Source organism: Paraburkholderia heleia NBRC 101817 (assembly GCF_000739775.1).
GTDB classification, from domain to species: Bacteria; Pseudomonadota; Gammaproteobacteria; order Burkholderiales; family Burkholderiaceae; genus Paraburkholderia; species Paraburkholderia heleia.
The window spans coordinates 145,946-163,510 of the sequence record NZ_BBJH01000002.1; the positions used below are offsets into that span (position 1 = coordinate 145,946).

The window sequence follows — 17,565 nt, forward strand, 5'->3', positions numbered from 1 at the left end:
AGCGATATCGTCGCAGCGGTGCGATTTCCGCCGACTGACGCGATTCGCGGTATATGTTGGGCGCGGAGCAGGTGGTCGACGGCAGCGTTACGCTGCTCTAATGTCCCGGTCCACGAGCTCCTCCTATTGGTGATCGCACATGTATAGCTATCCGAAAATCGAACAGTCTGATTTGCCGCCGGCCTCGCAGCTGAGTTCGTCGTACGGCCGGGCCGATTTCGCGGACGCGTTCTCCGTGGATCTGCCGGAAAGAACAGGCTACGACGTAGAGGCGCTGGCACGACACGTCTTTGCCAACCAGCCCGCATGGATTGCGATGCTGCTGGGAATCCGGGACACGCTCGTGCGGCCGCTCGGCTTGAAGACAACGGTTGACTTCAAGGAGAAAGGAGGAGAGAGGGTCAGCCTGTTTCATGTATTCGAACGATCGGATGACGAGATCGTTCTCGGCGAGGATGACACGCATCTGGATTTCCGCGTGTCGGTCCTCGTGCAGCCGTCATCCCACAGTCGGTCCCGCCTCACCGTGACGACGCTCGTTTTCTACAATCGTCCGCTGGGCCGAGCCTACATTACGCTCATCGCACCTTTTCATCGGGCTGTTGTCCGAGCCTCGCTCGATCGGGCGCAGCGGACAGGTTGGCCCGATGCATAATGGCCGTCCACTGAACTGTTTGAATTCCGAAGTATCGAAGAGCGCGTTACCGACCGTTACACACGAGCGCGGATGGTTTCAGTTGCCGGCAGGTCGAGCGACTATGCTTCAAATGGCCGTTTCACAGTCGGTGCGAACTGGCGAACCGACGGGGAGTTACACCATGAAGCACGCAATCCCGCTGGCGATCGCTGCGGCCGTCTACGCACCCGCGTCAGCTTTGGCTCAAGCTGGTATGGGTAGCTATTACACGCCGATTCCACCGCCACCGCCGCCGGTGGTCTACCAATCCCGCTTTGCTCCACCGGGTGCCTATGGGGCGCCGGGTACCTACGTCTATCAGACCAGTCCACCGCCGGTCGTGTATCGGGGGCCGCCGGGCGGCTACCGCTATGGCAATGGGCAGGGCGGTGGTTGGCATAGGGACTGGGAACACCATCACAGGTGATGAAGACAGGCGAGCGAGGCATTCCGGACGTGGATGGCGAGACTGCGTAACGAACAGTTTAGGGGCTCGTGGCCGCGAGGCATCTCATGATGATTGCAGTAATTTTCATGAAATTGCTGCAATCATGAGTTCGCGTTTGCAGTAGAATTCAAAAAAATACTGCAATTTTCTGGCATGCGCGGACTCCCTCTTTACCAGCGCCACGATCAGGCATTTTGCTCCCAGTATGCGAACGTCGCGCTCGCCAGCTAGCGCTGAACGGTGTGCCCTCGGGCGGCCTGCTCGAAATCCTGAAAGAGACGGGAATCGACTTCGTGCCGGTGCCGGGGTTCAACAGGGGCGATCCGCCAACGTCGTTCAAACAGGCGGGGCGGACGCGTTTTCACGTCGATCTGCTAGTGCCTTCGAAGGGCAACACGTTTCCGACCGTCGCCGTTCCAGAGCTTGGCGCGCATGCGAGCGGCATGCCTTATCTCGCCTATCTGCTCGGCGAGTCACACATGGGCACGCTGCTTTCAAGGCACGGCGCGGTGCCGGTTCGCGTGCCGGACCCCGCACGCTTCGCGATCCACAAGATCCTCGTTTCACGCTTGCGCACCAACATGCTGGTCAAGTCGCAGAAGGATATCCAGCAGGCGTGCGTGATGCTCGCGATGCTCGGCGAACACAGAAGCGGCGACATCGAACTCGCCTGCTCGAATCTCCCAAGGTCCGCGCGCCCGATGGTTCGCCGTGCGTTGCCCAAGGTACGCAGCACGCTCGAAGCACATGAGGGCGCACTATTCGAACTCGAGGAAGGCATCGGCGCCTGACACGCCTCGCCGCACCGAATTGTCCGCATCCGCCGTGCGAACCACACACCGCTCCGGCCTTTTACCACACCAGGTCAAAAAGCTGCGGCTCGAAGCCGTCCCGGTGAATCTATTTCCACGCATCGGTTCCCACCAAAATGATCGCCGCGCTGCGGGAAGTGGCGGGCGATGCCGTTGACTCACTCCTTCCCCACGGCCGAGAGCGGCGCGGCCACATGCTCCAACGATTTGCGCTCCGCATCGACCCCCCAGATCGCAGCCACGATCGCCGCACCGATCATGAGCGCCGATCCCACCACATACCCCGTAAACACCTCGCTGCGCTGATGTGTATCGATCAGTCGTCCAAAGAAAGCCGGACCGATAATCCCGCCCAACGCCGTGCCGAACGCATAGAACACGGCGATAGCCAGTGCCCGGATCTCCAGCGGAAACGATTCACTCACCGTCAAATACGCGGAACTCGCCGCAGCCGAGGCGAAAAAGAAAATCACCATCCACGCGCCGGTTTGCATCGTCGCCGTGAGCATGCCTTGCTCGAACAGCCAGCCGCTCGCCGTGAGCAGCACACCTGAGAGCGCATACGTCGCGGAAATCATCGTGCGCCGGCCGATCACATCGAACAACCGCCCCAGCAAGATCGGTCCGAGAAAATTGCCGAGCGCGAACGGCAGCAGATAGAGCCCAACGTCGCCACCCGGCACGTGATAGAACTCCGTGAGCACCAGCGCGTAGGTAAAGAAAATCGCGTTGTAGAAGAAAGCCTGCGCCGTCATGAGAGAAAGCCCCACCAGCGCGCGACGGCGGTGCCGCACGAATAGGGCATGAAACACCGCGCGCAGCGGGGTGTGGCTGCGCGCGTGCAGACGCAGCGGGTCGTCAGGTGGGTCTTCCAGCGTATGGCCCGCATTGCGAAAGCGCGTTTCGATGCCCTCCACGATGCGCTTCGCCTCGTGGTGCTCGCCGTGCGTGAGCAGCCACCGCGGGCTTTCGGGAATCCAGCGGCGCATGGGCAAGATGATGAGCGCGAGCACCGCGCCGATGAAGAAGCACACGCGCCAGCCCCAGTCCGCGGGCAGCAGGTGCGGGTCGAGCAGCACGACCGAGCCCGCCGCGCCCATGGCCGCGCCCACCCAGAACGTGCCGTTGATGCTGAGGTCGGTCCAGCCGCGCACGCGCGCGGGCGTGAATTCCTGGATCGTCGAATTGATGGCCGCGTACTCGCCGCCGATGCCCGCGCCCGTGATCGCGCGAAACGCCACGAAGCTCGCGAAGCTCCATGAGAACGCCGTCGCGGCGGTGGCCAGCAGATACACGGCGAGCGTGATGAAGAAGAGCTTGCGCCGGCCCAGCCGGTCCGTGAGCCAGCCGAAGCCGAGCGCGCCGCACACCGCGCCCGCGATATACGCACTGCCGGCCAGCCCCACCTGCGCGTTGTCCAGATGCAGCACCGGGCTCGTTTTTAGCGCACTTGCTACCGCGCCGGCCAGCGTGACTTCCAGACCGTCGAGCAGCCACGTGACGCCCAGCGCCACGACGATGAGCACATGAAAGCGGCCCCACGGCAGGCGATCGAGGCGCGCGGGCAGCGTGGTTTCGACGACGGGAGGCTTGTCAGTCGTTTCGGTCGTGTCTGGAGGATTCATCGGGCAAGGCGTGGTTCAGCACGCGATGCCTTGTAGCATGCGCTGTTCCTGAAATGCCGGCCTGCGTGAAAACAGAAAAATCACCATGTGAGGAAACGGTTGGCGTAACGTATCATCTCTTCATACAAAAGCGGGTGACGTGCAGGGAGTCTATGTCCGGATCATGTCAGGAACGGGGCGCGCCATCCATGCGCAAGTGTGCCTATGACAAAACCAGTTCCGTGGTCTCCGGTTCGCAAATCCCGTTTATCGGGTCTCACGCCCACGCTCACCGCCATTGTCACGCTCGTGTGCGCCGCAAGTTTGCTGCTGCTCGCGGTGGCCGCCGGCGTGAGGGAAGGCGATAAGTCGATTCGCAAGCGCGAGGGGCTGATCGCGCAGGACATGGTGTCTGCTATCGAGCACATTCTCGATAGCGTGCTCACCGTGCAGGGCGCCGCGTTCGCCGCGCTCCCGGGCCAACCCTGCGAGCGCGTCGCGCGGCAGCTCGCCGAATTGAGAACGCATGTCCGCTACGTGCGCGGCATCAATCTCGTGGCGAACGGGCGGCTCTACTGTTCATCCGCGCTCGGCCCTTATGACCTGGCGCTCGCGCCGTTCTTCGCGCAGGTGCCCGCAAGCACCGCGATTACGCTGATCGGCGGCACGCCCTGGCAGGCGGGCGTGCCGGTCATGCCGCTTTATGTTCCCACTGGCGAGCATGTCGGTCTGCTTTACGTGATCGAGTCGGCCTATCTGACCGATGCGCTTGCGCACGGCATACGCTACGGCGCGGGCCGCGTCACGCTTTCCGTGCCGGGCGCGGCGGCCATAGACGACCGCGGCGCGCTGCTCGCCGCCGGTGACCCCGCTCGCCATGCGGGCGCGCGCGCCATGTCTGCGCGCTGGGGCTTCGCCGTTTACGTGGCGTTTGCAGACGGCGCGTATCACGACGCTCGCTGGAAATACGGCTTGCGCTTTGGCGCCGCGGCGCTGCTCGTCGACCTGCTGATCGGCGCGGCGTGGCTCATCGCGTTCGCGCCGCGCCGGCTGCTGCTCTCGGCGGTGCGCCGCGGCCTGCGGCACGGACAGTTTCATGTGGTGTACCAGCCAGTGGTCGAGCTGGCGACGGGCCGCGTGGGCGGCGCGGAAGCGCTCATTCGCTGGACCCATCCGAAATTCGGCGCGGTGAGTCCTGCCGTGTTCATGGGCGATGTGGAGGGCAGCCGCCTGCTCGGGCCGGTCACGCGTTTCGTGCTCGAACGCGCAACCACGGAAATGGTGAGCGCGACGAGCGTGCGTCCGTTTCATCTCGCCGTCAACGTGGCGCCGCTGGACTTCGAGCGCAAGGACTTCGTGGCGGACGTGCTCGGCGTAGTCGACAGCCTGCCGCCGAACGTGATTCTCATTCTCGAAGTAACCGAGCGCTTCCTGCTCGAACAGATCGCCCGCACCGAGGCCGTGTTCGAGACACTGAAGGCGCGCGGCGTGAAATTCGCCATCGACGACTTCGGCACGCATCACAGCAACCTCGACACGCTCGGGCGTTTTCCGTTCGACTACGTGAAGATCGACGGGCAATTCGTGCGGCAGCTCGAGTGCCGCGGCGATCAGCTCGTCAAGGGAATCGTGGCGCTGGCGTGTCACTTCGGCATGGAGATCATCGCGGAAGGCGTCGAGACCGAAGCACAACACGAAATGTTGCAGCGCCTGGGCATACGCTATGCGCAAGGCTATTTTTACCGGCGACCGGGCTCGGCTGCGAGTATTGCCGAAATGCAATGCGATGCGAGCCTCGTGCGGTATGCGGTGTCGACGCCCGTGCGCTAATACGAATTAAACAGCACACGCATTCAGAAACCGCGCCGAACCGTAACTGTTGCGCCTGTGCTATGCGAATGAAGAATGGCGACGCGCGCGGTGGCTGAAAACACCCACTCGTCGACGGTCAGAGAGAGCCTGCGCTGAGGCTGCGCGCCGATGTTCAGCGTGCTGTCCGGCACAGTGAGAAGCGAAATTTGCGGCGCTGTGGAAGGGCCCATCTGCAGATAATCGGCAATGGGCTGTGCAGCCTGCTGCTGCGCGCCGTAACGGCTCCCGGGCACGGATTTCACGAAGTCGTAATGGTATTTGTCCTGTGCGACCGGCGCGCTATAAAAGTCCTCGACTTGCGCGTAAAACGGTTTTGGCTGATTCGCCTGATATTCCATTTCGTACCGGTGCAGGTACGCCTGGGGTTCGGGTGGCAGCGCTGGAACCACTTCCATCGGCATTGACGGGATATTGGCGACCGTCATGGTTTCGGGAATGTTCACACCGGTGCTCTGAGCGACTGCATAACCGCTCAGCATAAAAAAGGCTGCACCGACAATCTTTTCGTTCAGGCACGTCATGAGCATGCCTCCAATGACGAACTCGAAACATCGAACTGTCGAACGTTCCTGCCGAACAGACTGCCTTTGCATCACCCGCACTCATGCATTCTAGTACCTGATTTGCTTCCTGCTAGCCGAATGTGTGCATACGCCGTGCAGATGGATGCAAAGTCCACCAGCCGGCGGAAGGTGTGTCACGTCGTTGCCTAACATCGCGGATGTTATGACCGATTCGCCTGGGGGAGGCGCGCCTGCAGCGGAAGAAATTGCGGATGATCGCGCGGATCCTCGATGGGCGCGCGTCGGCGCAGAGCCCATCGATGCTAACCCCGACGCTAACCCCATCAGGGAAAATCCGCGCGGCCTAGATCGTGCCAAAGAGGGCGCGCGGCCGGTCTTGCAGCGTGCGCGCGAGGACCTTCAGCGCGCGCACCAGTTGGTCCCGCGAGGTTGCACACGCGAGGTTGATGCGCACGCCGTGCTCGAGTGTCGAGCGGTCCACCGCGAACGCCGAGGCGGGCATGGTGTTCACGCCGCGCGCGAGCGCGTTGGCGGCGAAGTCGTCGGAACGCCACGGCGCTGGCACGCGTAGCCAGACGAACATGCACGCGGGGTCGCTGTTGAGCAGTTCGCGCGGCAAGATCTCGAGCGCGAGTTCCTGCCGCGCCTGCAACTCCGCACGCTGTGCTTCGAGGATGAGGTGCGCGGTGCCGTCCTCGATCCAGCGCGTGGTGATGAGCGTGGTGAGCGGTGCCGGCATCCAGGCCGTCGTGCGCACGGCTTCGGCCGCGAGCGGCGCACCGTGCGGCGGCGTGAGCAGATAGCCGATGCGCAGCCCCGGCGCGAGCACCTTCGAGGTGGAGGCCACGTGGAAGGTCAGCTCGGGGCACAGGCTCGCGATGGTCGGCAGGCGCTTGCGCAGCAACGGCCCATACACGTCGTCCTCGATGATGGCGACGTGATGCCGCCGCGCGATCTCCACGAGAGCGAGGCGCCGCTCGAGGCTCATCGTGACCACGCTGGGGTTCTGCAGGTTCGGCACGGTGAAGATCGCCTTCACCGGCATGCGGCGGCACGCGTCTTCGAGCGGGTCGGGAAGCAGGCCTTCGGCGTCGCTCGGGATGCCGACCAGTTCGAACTGGAATACGGGCGCGAGCGCCTTGAGGCCGTAGTAGGTCAGCTTGTCGGACAGGATCACGCCTTCGTGGCCCATCAGGCTGCTCAGGACCGCATAGAGGCCATGCTGCGCACCGCTCGTCACGACCAGATTCTCGGGCGAGAGCGTGAAGCCTGGCGCGGCGATCCACTGCGCACCCGCCGCGCGCGCCCATTCGGCGCCCTGGGGCGGCTGGTATTCCTGGGTTTCCGCAAAACGCGGGTCGCGCGAGATCGACGCCATCGTGTGGGCGAACTGCGCGAGAAATTCGCCGGTCGCCGGCCGGTTGACGGTGAGGTCCACCACGCCGTTCGTATCTACGCCGCTCGCCGCGCCGCCGCGCTGTGCCGCGGCGCCGACGGCAGGCATGGCCCCGCCGGTGACGATCGAGCCGCGCCGCTTGCTCGCCACGATCAGACCGCGCGCCTGCAACTCCTTGTACGCGCGCGATACGGTGGAGACGTTGATGCCCAGTTCCACGGCCAGATCGCGCTGCGGCGGCAGGCGGCTGCCGGGCGGGTACTGACCGCTGCGCACCTGTTCCTCCAGATTGCGGGAGACCTCCAGGTACGTGGCTTGACGACCTTTTGTCTGGATCTCGTCATCCGATTTTGTCTGGTAATCGTGGGCTTTCATGCAAGTAATATCTCCATACAAAACTCGATCGTCTGCCACACTGCTTGCTACTGTGAGATGCGATGCCAGCGCCGCCATCGCGTCTGCTAGTCCAATAATACGATATCTGGCAAGAGCATACTTGCTTATACCGTGGGCCACCCGGTCATTCTCCAGGGGAAATCCTGGTCTCCATACAAAGATTTTTTAATTGCACACAAAAAATTATTGTGTGAGTATGAATCCGAGATTTTGTTCGGCCAGCAGTTCGGCGCAACACGCACTGTATTACAGGAGGACAGGCTCGTGGCAACCCGGCAAACCACCCGCTTCAGGTGCAACATCCGTCGATCGTGGTGGCGGCGATCGCCGGTGTGCTCTGCGCGATGGGCTTCGATCGCGCGCTTTCGGGCCAGCTCATGACAAGCCTCGCGAGCCTGGCGGTGGTATCGGCGGCTTAGCTGCTCACACGCAAGAGGTCTCACGTGCAGGATTTCCGTGAGCCAGCAACCAACTGGAAGAAGTCATGGCGCAAGTGGCTGTCATCGGCGCGGGTTTCGTGGGGTTGTCGTGCGCCTACTGGCTCATGCGCGACGGGCACAGCGTGACGCTGTACGACGCGCAGGGTCCGGGCGAGGGCGCTTCATACGGCAACGCGGGCACGTTCGCTAACTATGCGTGCATTCCCGTGAACAACCCGGACGTGTTCCGCAACATCCCGCGCTTTCTGTTCTCGTCGACGAGCCCGCTGCGCGTCCGTTGGGGCGACGTGCCGGGACTCGCGCCGTGGCTCGCGCGCTTCCTGCTGAGCGCCACGCCGCGCCGCTACGCGGGCAGCGTGAACGCACTCGCGCAACTGCTCTCGCGCGCGTTCGAAGGCTACCGCGACATGCTCGACGTCGACACGCTCGCGGCTTTCGTGCGCGAACGCGAATGTCTCTATCTGTATTCGAGCGCGGCGTCATTCAAGGCCGCGCAGCCGGCGCTCGAGCTGCGGCGCTCGCTCGGCGTAAGGTTCGACACGCTCGCGCGCAGCGAGATCGCACAACTGGAGCCCGGCCTCGCGCCGCTCTTCTCTCAAGGCACGCTCTTTAAGGGCAGCTGGTTTCTGAGCGATCCGCGCGGCTTTTTGCAGGCCTTGCATGCGATGTTGACGCAGCGCGGTCTCGTGCACAGGCGCGTGGCCGTCCAGACACTGGAGCCCGCACCGGGCGCGGTGAAGCTGATCGATTCGGCAGGCGAGGCGCACGACGCGGAACAGGCCATTGTGTGCGCGGGTGCGTTTTCGGGGCGTCTCGCACGCCAGTGCGGCGACGCGGTGCCGCTAGGCGTGGAGCGTGGCTATCACGTGCGCTTTCCTGGCACCGCTAACCGAATTTCGCGCCCGTGCGGTTGGGCCGAGCGCGGCTTCTACATGACGCCGATGGACGGCGGCATCCGCGCCGCGGGCACCGTCGAGCTGGCGGCCAACGGCGCGGGCAAGAACGCGGACCTGCTGCGCCTGTTGACGCGCTCCGCGCAGGAGGCGCTGCCCGGTCTGCCGGAGCCGGACAGCGACTGGCTCGGTTTCAGGCCGAGCCTGCCCGACGCGCTGCCCGTGGTGGGCGCGTCGAGCCGCTCGCCGCGCGTGATCTACGCGTTCGGGCACCAGCATCTGGGCGTGACGCTAGGAGGCGTGACGGGCAGCGTGGTCGCCGATCTCGTTGCAAGGCGCGCGCCTCCGATCGATCTCGCGCCATATAGTCCGCGCCGCTTTTAATCCCAGTTTCGAGCCGCTTTCCGGTCAGCAGCCACGTACCACTCACCGCAACAGTCTCCCAGCGAGGATGAGCATCATGAACCGCCGTACTCTCGTACTAACGATGGCCCTCGGGCTGATGGGCTTGCACGGCCCCGCGCAGGCGGCCGACCCCGAGGTTGTGAAGATCGGCTTCGCCGGTCCGCTCACCGGCCCGGTGGCGCGCGTAGGCAAGGACTTGCAGTACGGCGCGCAGCTCGCGATCGACGAGGAGAACGCCAAACACCCCGTCATCGCGGGCAAGCCGGTCAAGTACGTGCTCGACGTGCAGGACGATCAGGCCGATCCGCACGTGGCCGTTCAGGTGGCGCAAAAGCTCGTGGACGACGGCGTGGTCGGCGTGATCGGCCACTACAACTCGGGCTGCAGCATTCCCGCCTCGGCGGTTTATCACAACGCGAACGTCGCGATGATCACGCCCGGCTCCACCAACCCGGCGCTGACCCAGCAGGGCTACGCGAACGTGTTTCGCACCATGGGCAACGACGGCATAGGCGGCGTGATCGCCGGCAAGTTCGCGGTGGAGCAGTTGAAGGCGAAGCGCATCGGTATCATCGACGATCGCACCGCCTTCGGCCAGGGGCTTGCCGACGCGTTCGAGAAAGGCGCGAAGGAGGCCAACGGCAATATCGTCGACCGCGAGTTCACCAACGACAAGGCCGTGGATTTTCGCGCCATTCTCACCTCCCTCAAGCAAAAGAACGTCGACGTGATTTTCTTTGGCGGCCTCGACGAGCAGGGCGCGATGCTCGCCAAGCAGATGCGCACGCTCGGCATGCCGGCGCGCCTCTTCGGCGCGGGCGCATTGAAGAGCAACGCCTTTCTGCAGATCGCGGGCCCGGCGGGCGAGGGCACGCAGGACCTCGAACCGGGACCGGCGCTCGACAAGCTGCCTGCCGCGCAGGCGTTCGCGAAGCGCTACAAGGCGCGCTTCAATCAGGATGTCGAACTGTATGCGCCGTTCGCCTATGACGCCGCGCTCGCCATGATCAAGGCGATTCGCGACGCCGATTCGCTCGACCGCGCGAAGATCGTCGCGAGCTTCCCGAAGGTGACGGTGGTGGGCGTGACGGGCAATATCGCGTTCGATCCGCACGGCGATCTCATCAAGCCGCCTTATACGCTCTTCGAGGTGCAGCAGGGGCAGTGGAAGAGCCTCAAGACACTCGGGGGCAATGGCGTGTGAAGGGCGTGCGGGGCCTTTCAGCGCGCGACCAGCAGCTCGAACAGCGTGTGGAAGTCGACCGGCTTCGTGAGATGCGAGTCGATGCCGCTCATACGCGAGCGCAGCCGGTCGGCATGCTGGCCCCAACCCGTCAGCGCGATGATCTTCAGGCCGGCGTAGCGCGGGCTTTGACGAATCTGCCGCGCGATTTCGTAGCCGTCCATGCCGGGCATGCCGATGTCGAGCACGACCGCATGCGGCACCGACTGCGCCAGCGCGCCGAGCGCGGCGGCGCCGTCGTAGACCACGCGCACTTGTGCGCCTTCGCCCGAGAGCACCATGGCGAGTGAATCGGCGGCGTCGCGGTTGTCGTCGACCACGAGAATGCGCTTGCCCGCGAGCGGTTTCGCGGCGGCGCGCGCCACGCTCGCCGGGGTCTCGCGCGCTTCGGCGGGCGTCTGCTGCGAGAGCGGCAGGCGCACCGTGAAGGTGCTGCCTTTATCGGGCCCGTCGCTCGCCGCCTCGACCGTGCCGCCATGCATGTGCACGAGATGGCGCACCATGGTGAGGCCAATGCCAAGGCCGCCCTGGTTGCGCTCGGCGGGGCGGCTGACCTGGGTGAACATTTCGAATACCTGATCGATCTGCGCGGCCGACATGCCGACGCCCGTATCACTCAGCGCGACGACGACCCACTCGCCTTCGCGTGTAGCGTCGAGCCGGATCTGGCCGCCCGTGCCGGTGTAGCGCGCCGCGTTGTTGAGCATGTTCGCGAAGACCTGCGTGAGCCGCACGCGGTCGGCGTCGAGAACGAGCGGCGTATCGGGCAGCGTGATGCTCAGTTGATGATGCGCCTGATCGATCGCGGGACGGCTCGTTTCCACGGCATTCCCGATGATTTCCGCGAGCGCCACGGGCGCCTTCACGAGGCCGATCTTGCCGCGCGTGATGCGCGACACTTCCATCAGGTCGTCGATCAGCCGCACCATGTGGTGCACCTGGCGATCGAGCATGTCGAGTATCGGCGCGCAGTCCGCAGGAAACGCGCTATGCCGGATGAGGTGCAGCGCGTTGGCAATGGGTGCGAGCGGATTGCGCAGTTCGTGCGCGAGCGTGGCGAGGAATTCGTCCTTGCGCCGGTCGGCTTCCTTGAGCGCGTCTTCGGCGTTCACGGCTTCGGTCACGTCGATCGACACGCACACGTGACCACGAAACTCTCCGCCCGAGGAAAACCACGGCGCACAGCAGGTTTCGAACCAGTGCCAGCCAGCGTCCTTGACCTTTACGCGCAGCCGGCTCTGGAACGCGCAATGGTCGTGCTGCGCGGTCTGTACGCGCGAAAGAAAGCCGGGCAGATCGCGAGGATGCACAATGGTGTGCCACCCGGTTTCGAGCAGCTGCCCGGGCGTGAGACCGATCGCCGTGAGATAACGCTGGTTCAGATAGACCGTGTTGCCCTGCGTGTCGATTTGCCAGATCAGCGCGGGTGACGCTTCAGCTAGCGCGCGAAAGCGCGCCTCGCTCTCGCGCAGCGCTTCCTGGGCGCCGCGGCGGTCGTCCACGTCGATATTCATCCCCACCCACTTGCGCAGCGTGCCGTCCGCATTCCAGATCGGCGCGGCACGCACGTTGGTCCAGCGCCAGCCGCCCGTGGCGACGTGCAGGCGGAATTCCGCGTTCACCACACGCTGCGCCGCGATCGCGTCTTTCCATTGGCGCAGCGCGTAGGCGCGGTCGTCGGGATGAACCGCGTTTGCCCAGCCTTCGCCGAGCCATTCTTCGCCGGGCTGCCCGGTATGGTCCGACCAGCCCGGCGAGACCGACTCGGCCTGACCTTGGGCGTCGGCTTCCCAAACGGCCTGCGCAAAGCCTTCCACCAATGCGCGAAAGCGTTCCTCGCTTTCCACGCATTCGGTTTCCGCGCGCTTGCGTTCCGTGATGTCCAGCGCGAATTCGGCGCACTTCGAGGCCATGCCCGTGCCCGAGAGCCGCGTGGGCGCGAAAAGGCCCCACCAGCGCGTGCCGTCCTTGCGGATCAACTGCCGCTCGTAGGGCTGCGTGCGTCCGGTGGTGGCGAGGTCCGTGACCGCGCGCGTCGTGACGCCGAGAAATTCGAGCGGCACGAGCCGGTCCCAGTGCACCGCGGCGCGTAAATCTTCGCGGCTGTAGCCGCTCATCTGCTCGAATGCGCCGTTGGCGTCGGCCATGGTGCCGTCGAGGTCGAAGAACAGCACGCCCACGGTTTCGATGGAGATGGCGGCCTGCAGACGCGCCTCGCTCTCGCGCAGCGCGTCCTCGACCTGTTTGCGTTGCTGCGCTTCGTCGTGCAGCTTCGTGTTGACGTTCTGCAGCGTGCGCGTGCGTTCGACCACCTGCTGCGCGAGATTGTGGCCCGCGTCCTGGGCGTCGCTCAGCGCGCTCGTCAACTGGTGTGCGGCGCTCGCGCAGCAGGCGAGGCCTTGCAGCAGGCGCGCGTCCTCGGCGTCGAAATGTCCTTCCTCGCCGTGCGTCACGGCCCAGACCGTGCCGACCACCGTGCCGTTGACGCGCCAGGGCACGTGCAATGCTTCGCGGATCGGCGGATCGATCGCACGGTACGAAGCAAAGCAGCGTGCCGGGCGGTCGAACAGAAGCATGGTATTGCGCCCCTCGATCACGCCGCTGGGGCAGTCGTCGCCGGGAAGCGTGCGGTCCACGTCGCCGGCCAGTTCGCCGGCCACCGCGCCCCAGCGGAACCGGGCCGTGGCGCCGTCGCGCTCGGGCACGCTCACGCCGGCCGACCCGGCGCGGCAAAGCGCGAGGGCGAGCTGCGCGAGCATAGGCAGTACACCTGAGGGATGGCTCGCCATTTCCTGCGTGAGCGCAGCAAGCGCACGGCTCTCCCCCTGGTAATCGGGCAGTCGGTTCGGGCGGCTCACCAGAGCCTCGGTGATCAGCGTTTCCTCGACCGTGAGCGCAGGTGCGCCGTCGTCTTGCATGTCGCCTCCGCTTGAGCCGTCCGCCGCGCCTGCATTCGCATCCTGGGTGCGAGCTGCAAACGCCGGCGGCGCCCATTGTGTTCATGAGCCAGCATCGCGTATTCCCGTAGGGGAGCGCCGCGAGGTGGCGGTGCGTTCTGTTGCGTCCCTTTGAAGGCCGCGTACGTTTGAACGGCTGCGAAGCGCGGCGGGCACTGCGTTTGCTTGAATGCCTCACGATGGGCAAGGCGAGGAGGATGCGATCATGCCGCGCGCGATATGGAAAGGTGCCGTCACCTTCGGGCTCGTGTATGTGCCGGTCGAAGTGTTCCCGGCTACGCAGAGCGAGCGTACCGGCTTCAATCTGCTCGATCGGCGCACGCTGGACCCGGTCGGCTACCAGCAGATCAACAAGCGCACGGGCAAACCGATCCGGCATGCCGACATCGTGCGCGGCTACGAGTATGAAAAAGGCGCCTACGTGGTGATGTCCGACGAGGAGATCAAGGCCGCGAGTCCCGAATCGACGCAGACGGTCGACTTGCTCGCGTTCGTGGAGGCGCCGCAGGTTTCCTTTCTCTACCTCGACACGCCGTACTGGCTCGCCCCCGACAAACGGGCGGGCAAGGCCTATGCGCTGTTGCGCGATGCGCTCGCGGCGAGCGGCAAGATCGGCATTGCGAGCGTCGTGCTGCACAGCCGGCAGCATCTCGCCGCGCTCGTGGCGGCGGGCCCCGCGCTTGCGCTGCAAACGCTGCGGTGGGCCACCGAGGTGCGCGGGTTCGATGCGGTCAAGCGCCTGCCGAAGCGTGCAAAAGCTGCGGGCGTGAGCACGCATGAGTTGCAAATGGCGCGCAACCTCATCGACGACATGAGCACCGACTGGGACCCCGAGACTTACCACGACACCTACCGCGACGCGATTCTCGAACTGGCCGGGCGCAAGGTGCGCGAAGGCAAGGCGCACGAACTTACGCGCGTCGAGGCGCCCGCGCCCGAGCGGCGCGGCGCGGATATCGTCGACCTTTCGGAGCTGCTCAAACGCAGTCTTGGCAAGCGCGGCGCGAGTGCGCCGCCCGCGAAACCGGCGCCGAAGCGCGGACGGCGCGCGGCGTGATCAACGCAACCGCACGACGCAACCGAGGCTCAGAGAGCGTAACAAGGGGCGAACGATGAAGCACAAGCTCGAAACCTACGAACAGAAGCGCCGCTTCGATGAAACACCGGAGCCGCGCGGTCGTACGGCGCGACGCGGCACGAAACCACGGGATGGTGAAGGATCGTTCGTGATCCAGCGCCACGACGCTCGGCGGCTGCACTATGACTTTCGCCTCGAACTGGACGGCACGCTCAAGTCGTGGGCCATTCCCAAAGGCCCGAGCCTCGACCCGGCGGTGAAGCGGCTTGCCGTGCATGTGGAGGATCATCCGCTTGAATATGGCTCGTTCGAAGGGCGCATTCCCGAAGGCAGCTATGGCGCCGGCACGGTGGCGATCTGGGACCACGGCGTGTGGCGCCCGGAGGGCGGCTTGCGCGGCGCGCGCGAAGGCTATGCGCAAGGCAAGCTCAAATTCACGCTGGAGGGCGAGCGGCTGCACGGCGGCTGGGCGCTCGTGCGCAGCCCCATGCACGACGGCAAGCAGGAGCGCTGGCTGCTCATCAAGCAGCGCGACGACGAGGCCGTGCCCGAAGACGCATTTCACGTCGTCGAGGACGAACCTGCCGCGTCGAAAACGCCGGGAGTATCGAAAAAGCGCGCCCGGGCGGGCAACGGGGCAGCGAAGCAGGGGGCAGCGGCCGCCCTGGAGGGCGCGGTGCCCGCACCGCTACCGCAGACGCTTGCCCCTGAACTCGCGACACCCGCCGACGCCCCACCGGTCGGCGACACCTGGCTCTACGAATTGAAATTCGACGGCTATCGCGTGCTGGCGCGCATCGACCGGCACGCGCGCGGCAAGGGCGATGTGCGCATCATCACGCGCACCGGTCGCGACTGGACCGCGAAGTTCCCGCGCCAGGTGGAAGCGCTGCGCGCGCTGAAGGTCGAATCGGCCTGGCTGGACGGCGAGGCCGTGGTGCTCGACGCGGCGGGTGTGCCCAACTTTCAGGCGCTGCAGAACGCGTTCGATGCGGGACGCGCAGAGGACATCACGTTCTGGCTCTTCGATCTGCCCTGGCTCGACGGCGCGGACTTGCGCGGTGTGCCGCTCGAGGCGCGGCGCGACAAGCTCGCGGCGCTGCTCGCCCAGCAGCCTCACGACGCGCTGCGCTTTTCGGAGGCCTTCGAAGGCGAACCGCAGGCCATGCTCGAAGCCGCTTGCGAGGCGAATCTCGAAGGGCTCGTCGCCAAGCGGCGCGACAGCCCTTACACGTCCACGCGCAGCGCCGCGTGGCTCAAGCTGCGCTGCTCACAACGCCAGGAATTCGTAATCGGCGGCTATACGGAACCGCAGGGCCGCCGCGAGGGGTTTGGCGCGCTGCTGATCGGCGAGTATGGCGGCGATGGCGCGCTGCAATATGCCGGCAAGGTGGGAACGGGTTTCGACGCGGCGCGGCTCGAAGCGATGGCGGGCGAACTGCGTGCGCGCGAGCGCAAGACGTCGCCGTTCGCTGCGGTGCCGGCGGCCGAGCGTCGCGCGGGGGTGCACTGGGTGCGGCCCGAACTCGTGGCGGAGGTGCGCTTCAAGACATGGACGAGCGCGGGCGTGGTGCGCCAGGCCTCGTTCATCGGACTGCGCGCGGACAAGCCCGCGAAGGACATCGTGCGCGAAGCGCAAACGCCGCCCGTGCAGCCGGGTGCGAACCATCGTGAAAAGAGGCTCGCAAAGCAAGCCGCGACGAACACGCCGAAGACAGCGAGCCGCACGCGCCGCGCCGCGCACGACGAAGCCGAGGTTGCCGGCGTGCGCATCACGCATCCCGGGCGCGTGATCGACGCGCAAAGCGGACTGCGCAAGATCGATCTCGTTGAGTACTTCGAAGCGATGGCTGCATGGCTGCTGCCGCACGTGCAGGGGCGGCCCGTTGCGCTTGCGCGCGCGCCCAAGGGCGTGGGCGGCGAGCTTTTCTTCCAGAAACACGCCAACGCGCTGCAGATTCCCCATGTCACGCAGCACGCCGGCCTCGATCCGGGCCATGCGCCGCTGCTCACGCTCGATTCCACCGAGGCGCTGGTCGGCGCGGCGCAGATGGACACGATAGAACTGCACACCTGGAATGCGCTCGCGGCGAGCATCGAAAAGCCCGACCGCATCGTCTTCGACCTGGACCCCGATCCCTCGCTCGCATGGGAGCGCATGCTCGAAGCCGCGCAGCTCACGCGCGAACTGCTCGACGCGCTGGGCCTGCGCGCGTGGTGCAAGACGAGCGGCGGACGGGGCCTCCACCTTGTGGTGCCGCTCACACGCCATGCCGGCTGGGAGGAAGTGAAGGACTTCGCGCGCGCGGTGGCGAGCCATTTGGCGGCGACGCTGCCCGAGCGCTTCAGCGCGAAGATGGGGGCGCAAAACCGCAAGGGCCGCATTTTCGTCGACTATCTGCGCAACAACCGCGGCGCCAGCACTGCCGCGGCCTATGCGCCGCGGGCGCGGCCCGGTCTCGGCGTTTCGGTGCCCGTGGACTGGGACGAGCTGCCTGCGCTCACGAGCGGCGACGAGTGGAACGTCGCGAACGTGCGCGAGCGGCTCGAAGCGCGACGCGCCGACCCGTGGCGCGACTACGAAAAAGCGCGCCAGCGGATTACGGCTGCCATGCGCAAACAACTCGGCATGAAGTGAAAGCGTATCGTCAGATTGGTGAAATTCGTAAGGCAACCAGGCTTGACATCACGTCACACAGGACTTGCCTTTCCCCCACAAGACGGCGCGCAAGGCACCGTTAGCGGGCAGGCGTGCCGGCTTTCGCAGGCGGCGTCGAATTTCCGGACCCGATTGTCCTTTTTTCCCCGCAATTGTCCTGAG

The 17,565-nt window shown here is 65.3% G+C and carries 12 protein-coding genes; 8 read left to right on the top strand and 4 right to left on the bottom strand.

Annotated elements, in window-relative coordinates:
- The first annotated feature begins 139 nt into the window (after nucleotides 1–139).
- Both BHE01S_RS01370 and BHE01S_RS01375 read left to right on the top strand, forming a co-directional pair.
- On the top strand, nucleotides 140–655 hold the full coding sequence (locus BHE01S_RS01370) for a DUF2867 domain-containing protein (protein ID WP_042259693.1): 516 nt from the start codon (nucleotides 140–142) through the stop codon (nucleotides 653–655).
- Between the two features lie 663 nt (nucleotides 656–1,318).
- Nucleotides 1,319–1,915: a GSU2403 family nucleotidyltransferase fold protein gene (locus BHE01S_RS01375; RefSeq protein WP_245639604.1), complete on the top strand. Its 597-nt coding sequence runs from the start codon at nucleotides 1,319–1,321 to the stop codon at nucleotides 1,913–1,915.
- Between the two features lie 179 nt (nucleotides 1,916–2,094).
- On the opposite strand, the gene BHE01S_RS01380 is transcribed toward BHE01S_RS01375, so the two are convergent.
- The gene (locus tag BHE01S_RS01380; protein WP_042259696.1) at nucleotides 2,095–3,561 is read right to left on the bottom strand and encodes an MFS transporter; all 1,467 of its coding nucleotides are present in this window, start codon (nucleotides 3,559–3,561) and stop codon (nucleotides 2,095–2,097) included.
- Nucleotides 3,562–3,765: 204 nt separating this feature from the next.
- Between BHE01S_RS01380 and BHE01S_RS01385 the strand changes: the two genes are divergently transcribed.
- Nucleotides 3,766–5,370 (top strand): EAL domain-containing protein, encoded by a 1,605-nt coding sequence (locus BHE01S_RS01385; RefSeq protein ID WP_052405634.1) that lies wholly within the window; start codon nucleotides 3,766–3,768, stop codon nucleotides 5,368–5,370.
- Nucleotides 5,371–5,393: 23 nt separating this feature from the next.
- Here BHE01S_RS01385 and BHE01S_RS01390 read toward each other — a convergent pair whose 3' ends face one another.
- Nucleotides 5,394–5,933, bottom strand: a complete 540-nt coding sequence (locus BHE01S_RS01390; RefSeq protein ID WP_042259961.1) for a hypothetical protein — start codon at nucleotides 5,931–5,933, stop codon at nucleotides 5,394–5,396.
- Between the two features lie 346 nt (nucleotides 5,934–6,279).
- Nucleotides 6,280–7,707, bottom strand: coding sequence for an aminotransferase-like domain-containing protein (locus BHE01S_RS01395; RefSeq protein ID WP_042259700.1), 1,428 nt, complete (start codon nucleotides 7,705–7,707; stop codon nucleotides 6,280–6,282).
- Between the two features lie 314 nt (nucleotides 7,708–8,021).
- On the opposite strand from BHE01S_RS01395, the gene BHE01S_RS39475 reads away from it, so the two are divergent.
- From BHE01S_RS39475 to BHE01S_RS01405, 3 genes are all read left to right on the top strand, one after another.
- Nucleotides 8,022–8,147 (top strand): hypothetical protein, encoded by a 126-nt coding sequence (locus BHE01S_RS39475; protein ID WP_281177732.1) that lies wholly within the window; start codon nucleotides 8,022–8,024, stop codon nucleotides 8,145–8,147.
- Between the two features lie 65 nt (nucleotides 8,148–8,212).
- A complete protein-coding gene (locus BHE01S_RS01400) occupies nucleotides 8,213–9,445 on the top strand; it encodes an NAD(P)/FAD-dependent oxidoreductase (protein ID WP_042259702.1) in 1,233 nt (410 codons plus the stop codon).
- A 76-nt stretch (nucleotides 9,446–9,521) separates the two neighbouring features.
- Entirely contained in the window at nucleotides 9,522–10,670 is a 1,149-nt protein-coding gene (locus BHE01S_RS01405; RefSeq protein WP_042259963.1) for a branched-chain amino acid ABC transporter substrate-binding protein, read from the top strand.
- A 17-nt stretch (nucleotides 10,671–10,687) separates the two neighbouring features.
- Here the strand turns inward: BHE01S_RS01405 and BHE01S_RS35915 are convergent, their stop codons facing one another.
- On the bottom strand, nucleotides 10,688–13,627 hold the full coding sequence (locus BHE01S_RS35915) for a PAS domain S-box protein (RefSeq protein WP_052405636.1): 2,940 nt from the start codon (nucleotides 13,625–13,627) through the stop codon (nucleotides 10,688–10,690).
- 244 nt (nucleotides 13,628–13,871) lie between these two features.
- On the opposite strand from BHE01S_RS35915, the gene ku reads away from it, so the two are divergent.
- Both ku and ligD read left to right on the top strand, forming a co-directional pair.
- Nucleotides 13,872–14,723 (top strand): non-homologous end joining protein Ku, encoded by an 852-nt coding sequence (gene ku / locus BHE01S_RS01415; RefSeq protein ID WP_084068476.1) that lies wholly within the window; start codon nucleotides 13,872–13,874, stop codon nucleotides 14,721–14,723.
- A gap of 55 nt (nucleotides 14,724–14,778) precedes the next feature.
- Nucleotides 14,779–17,382, top strand: coding sequence for a DNA ligase D (ligD, locus tag BHE01S_RS01420; RefSeq protein ID WP_042259704.1), 2,604 nt, complete (start codon nucleotides 14,779–14,781; stop codon nucleotides 17,380–17,382).
- Nucleotides 17,383–17,565: the final 183 nt, after the last annotated feature.

What these genes read in the sequence shown, in the direction of transcription:
- BHE01S_RS01370 (WP_042259693.1), top strand. Translation starts at nt 140, where the DNA reads ATGTATAGCTATCCGAAAATCGAACAGTCTGATTTGCCGCCGGCCTCG.
- BHE01S_RS01380 (WP_042259696.1), bottom strand. Translation starts at nt 3,561, where the DNA reads ATGAATCCTCCAGACACGACCGAAACGACTGACAAGCCTCCCGTCGTC.
- BHE01S_RS01385 (WP_052405634.1), top strand. Translation starts at nt 3,766, where the DNA reads ATGACAAAACCAGTTCCGTGGTCTCCGGTTCGCAAATCCCGTTTATCG.
- BHE01S_RS01390 (WP_042259961.1), bottom strand. Translation starts at nt 5,933, where the DNA reads ATGACGTGCCTGAACGAAAAGATTGTCGGTGCAGCCTTTTTTATGCTG.
- BHE01S_RS01395 (WP_042259700.1), bottom strand. Translation starts at nt 7,707, where the DNA reads ATGAAAGCCCACGATTACCAGACAAAATCGGATGACGAGATCCAGACA.
- BHE01S_RS01400 (WP_042259702.1), top strand. Translation starts at nt 8,213, where the DNA reads ATGGCGCAAGTGGCTGTCATCGGCGCGGGTTTCGTGGGGTTGTCGTGC.
- BHE01S_RS01405 (WP_042259963.1), top strand. Translation starts at nt 9,522, where the DNA reads ATGAACCGCCGTACTCTCGTACTAACGATGGCCCTCGGGCTGATGGGC.
- BHE01S_RS35915 (WP_052405636.1), bottom strand. Translation starts at nt 13,627, where the DNA reads ATGCAAGACGACGGCGCACCTGCGCTCACGGTCGAGGAAACGCTGATC.
- ku (WP_084068476.1), top strand. Translation starts at nt 13,872, where the DNA reads ATGCCGCGCGCGATATGGAAAGGTGCCGTCACCTTCGGGCTCGTGTAT.
- ligD (WP_042259704.1), top strand. Translation starts at nt 14,779, where the DNA reads ATGAAGCACAAGCTCGAAACCTACGAACAGAAGCGCCGCTTCGATGAA.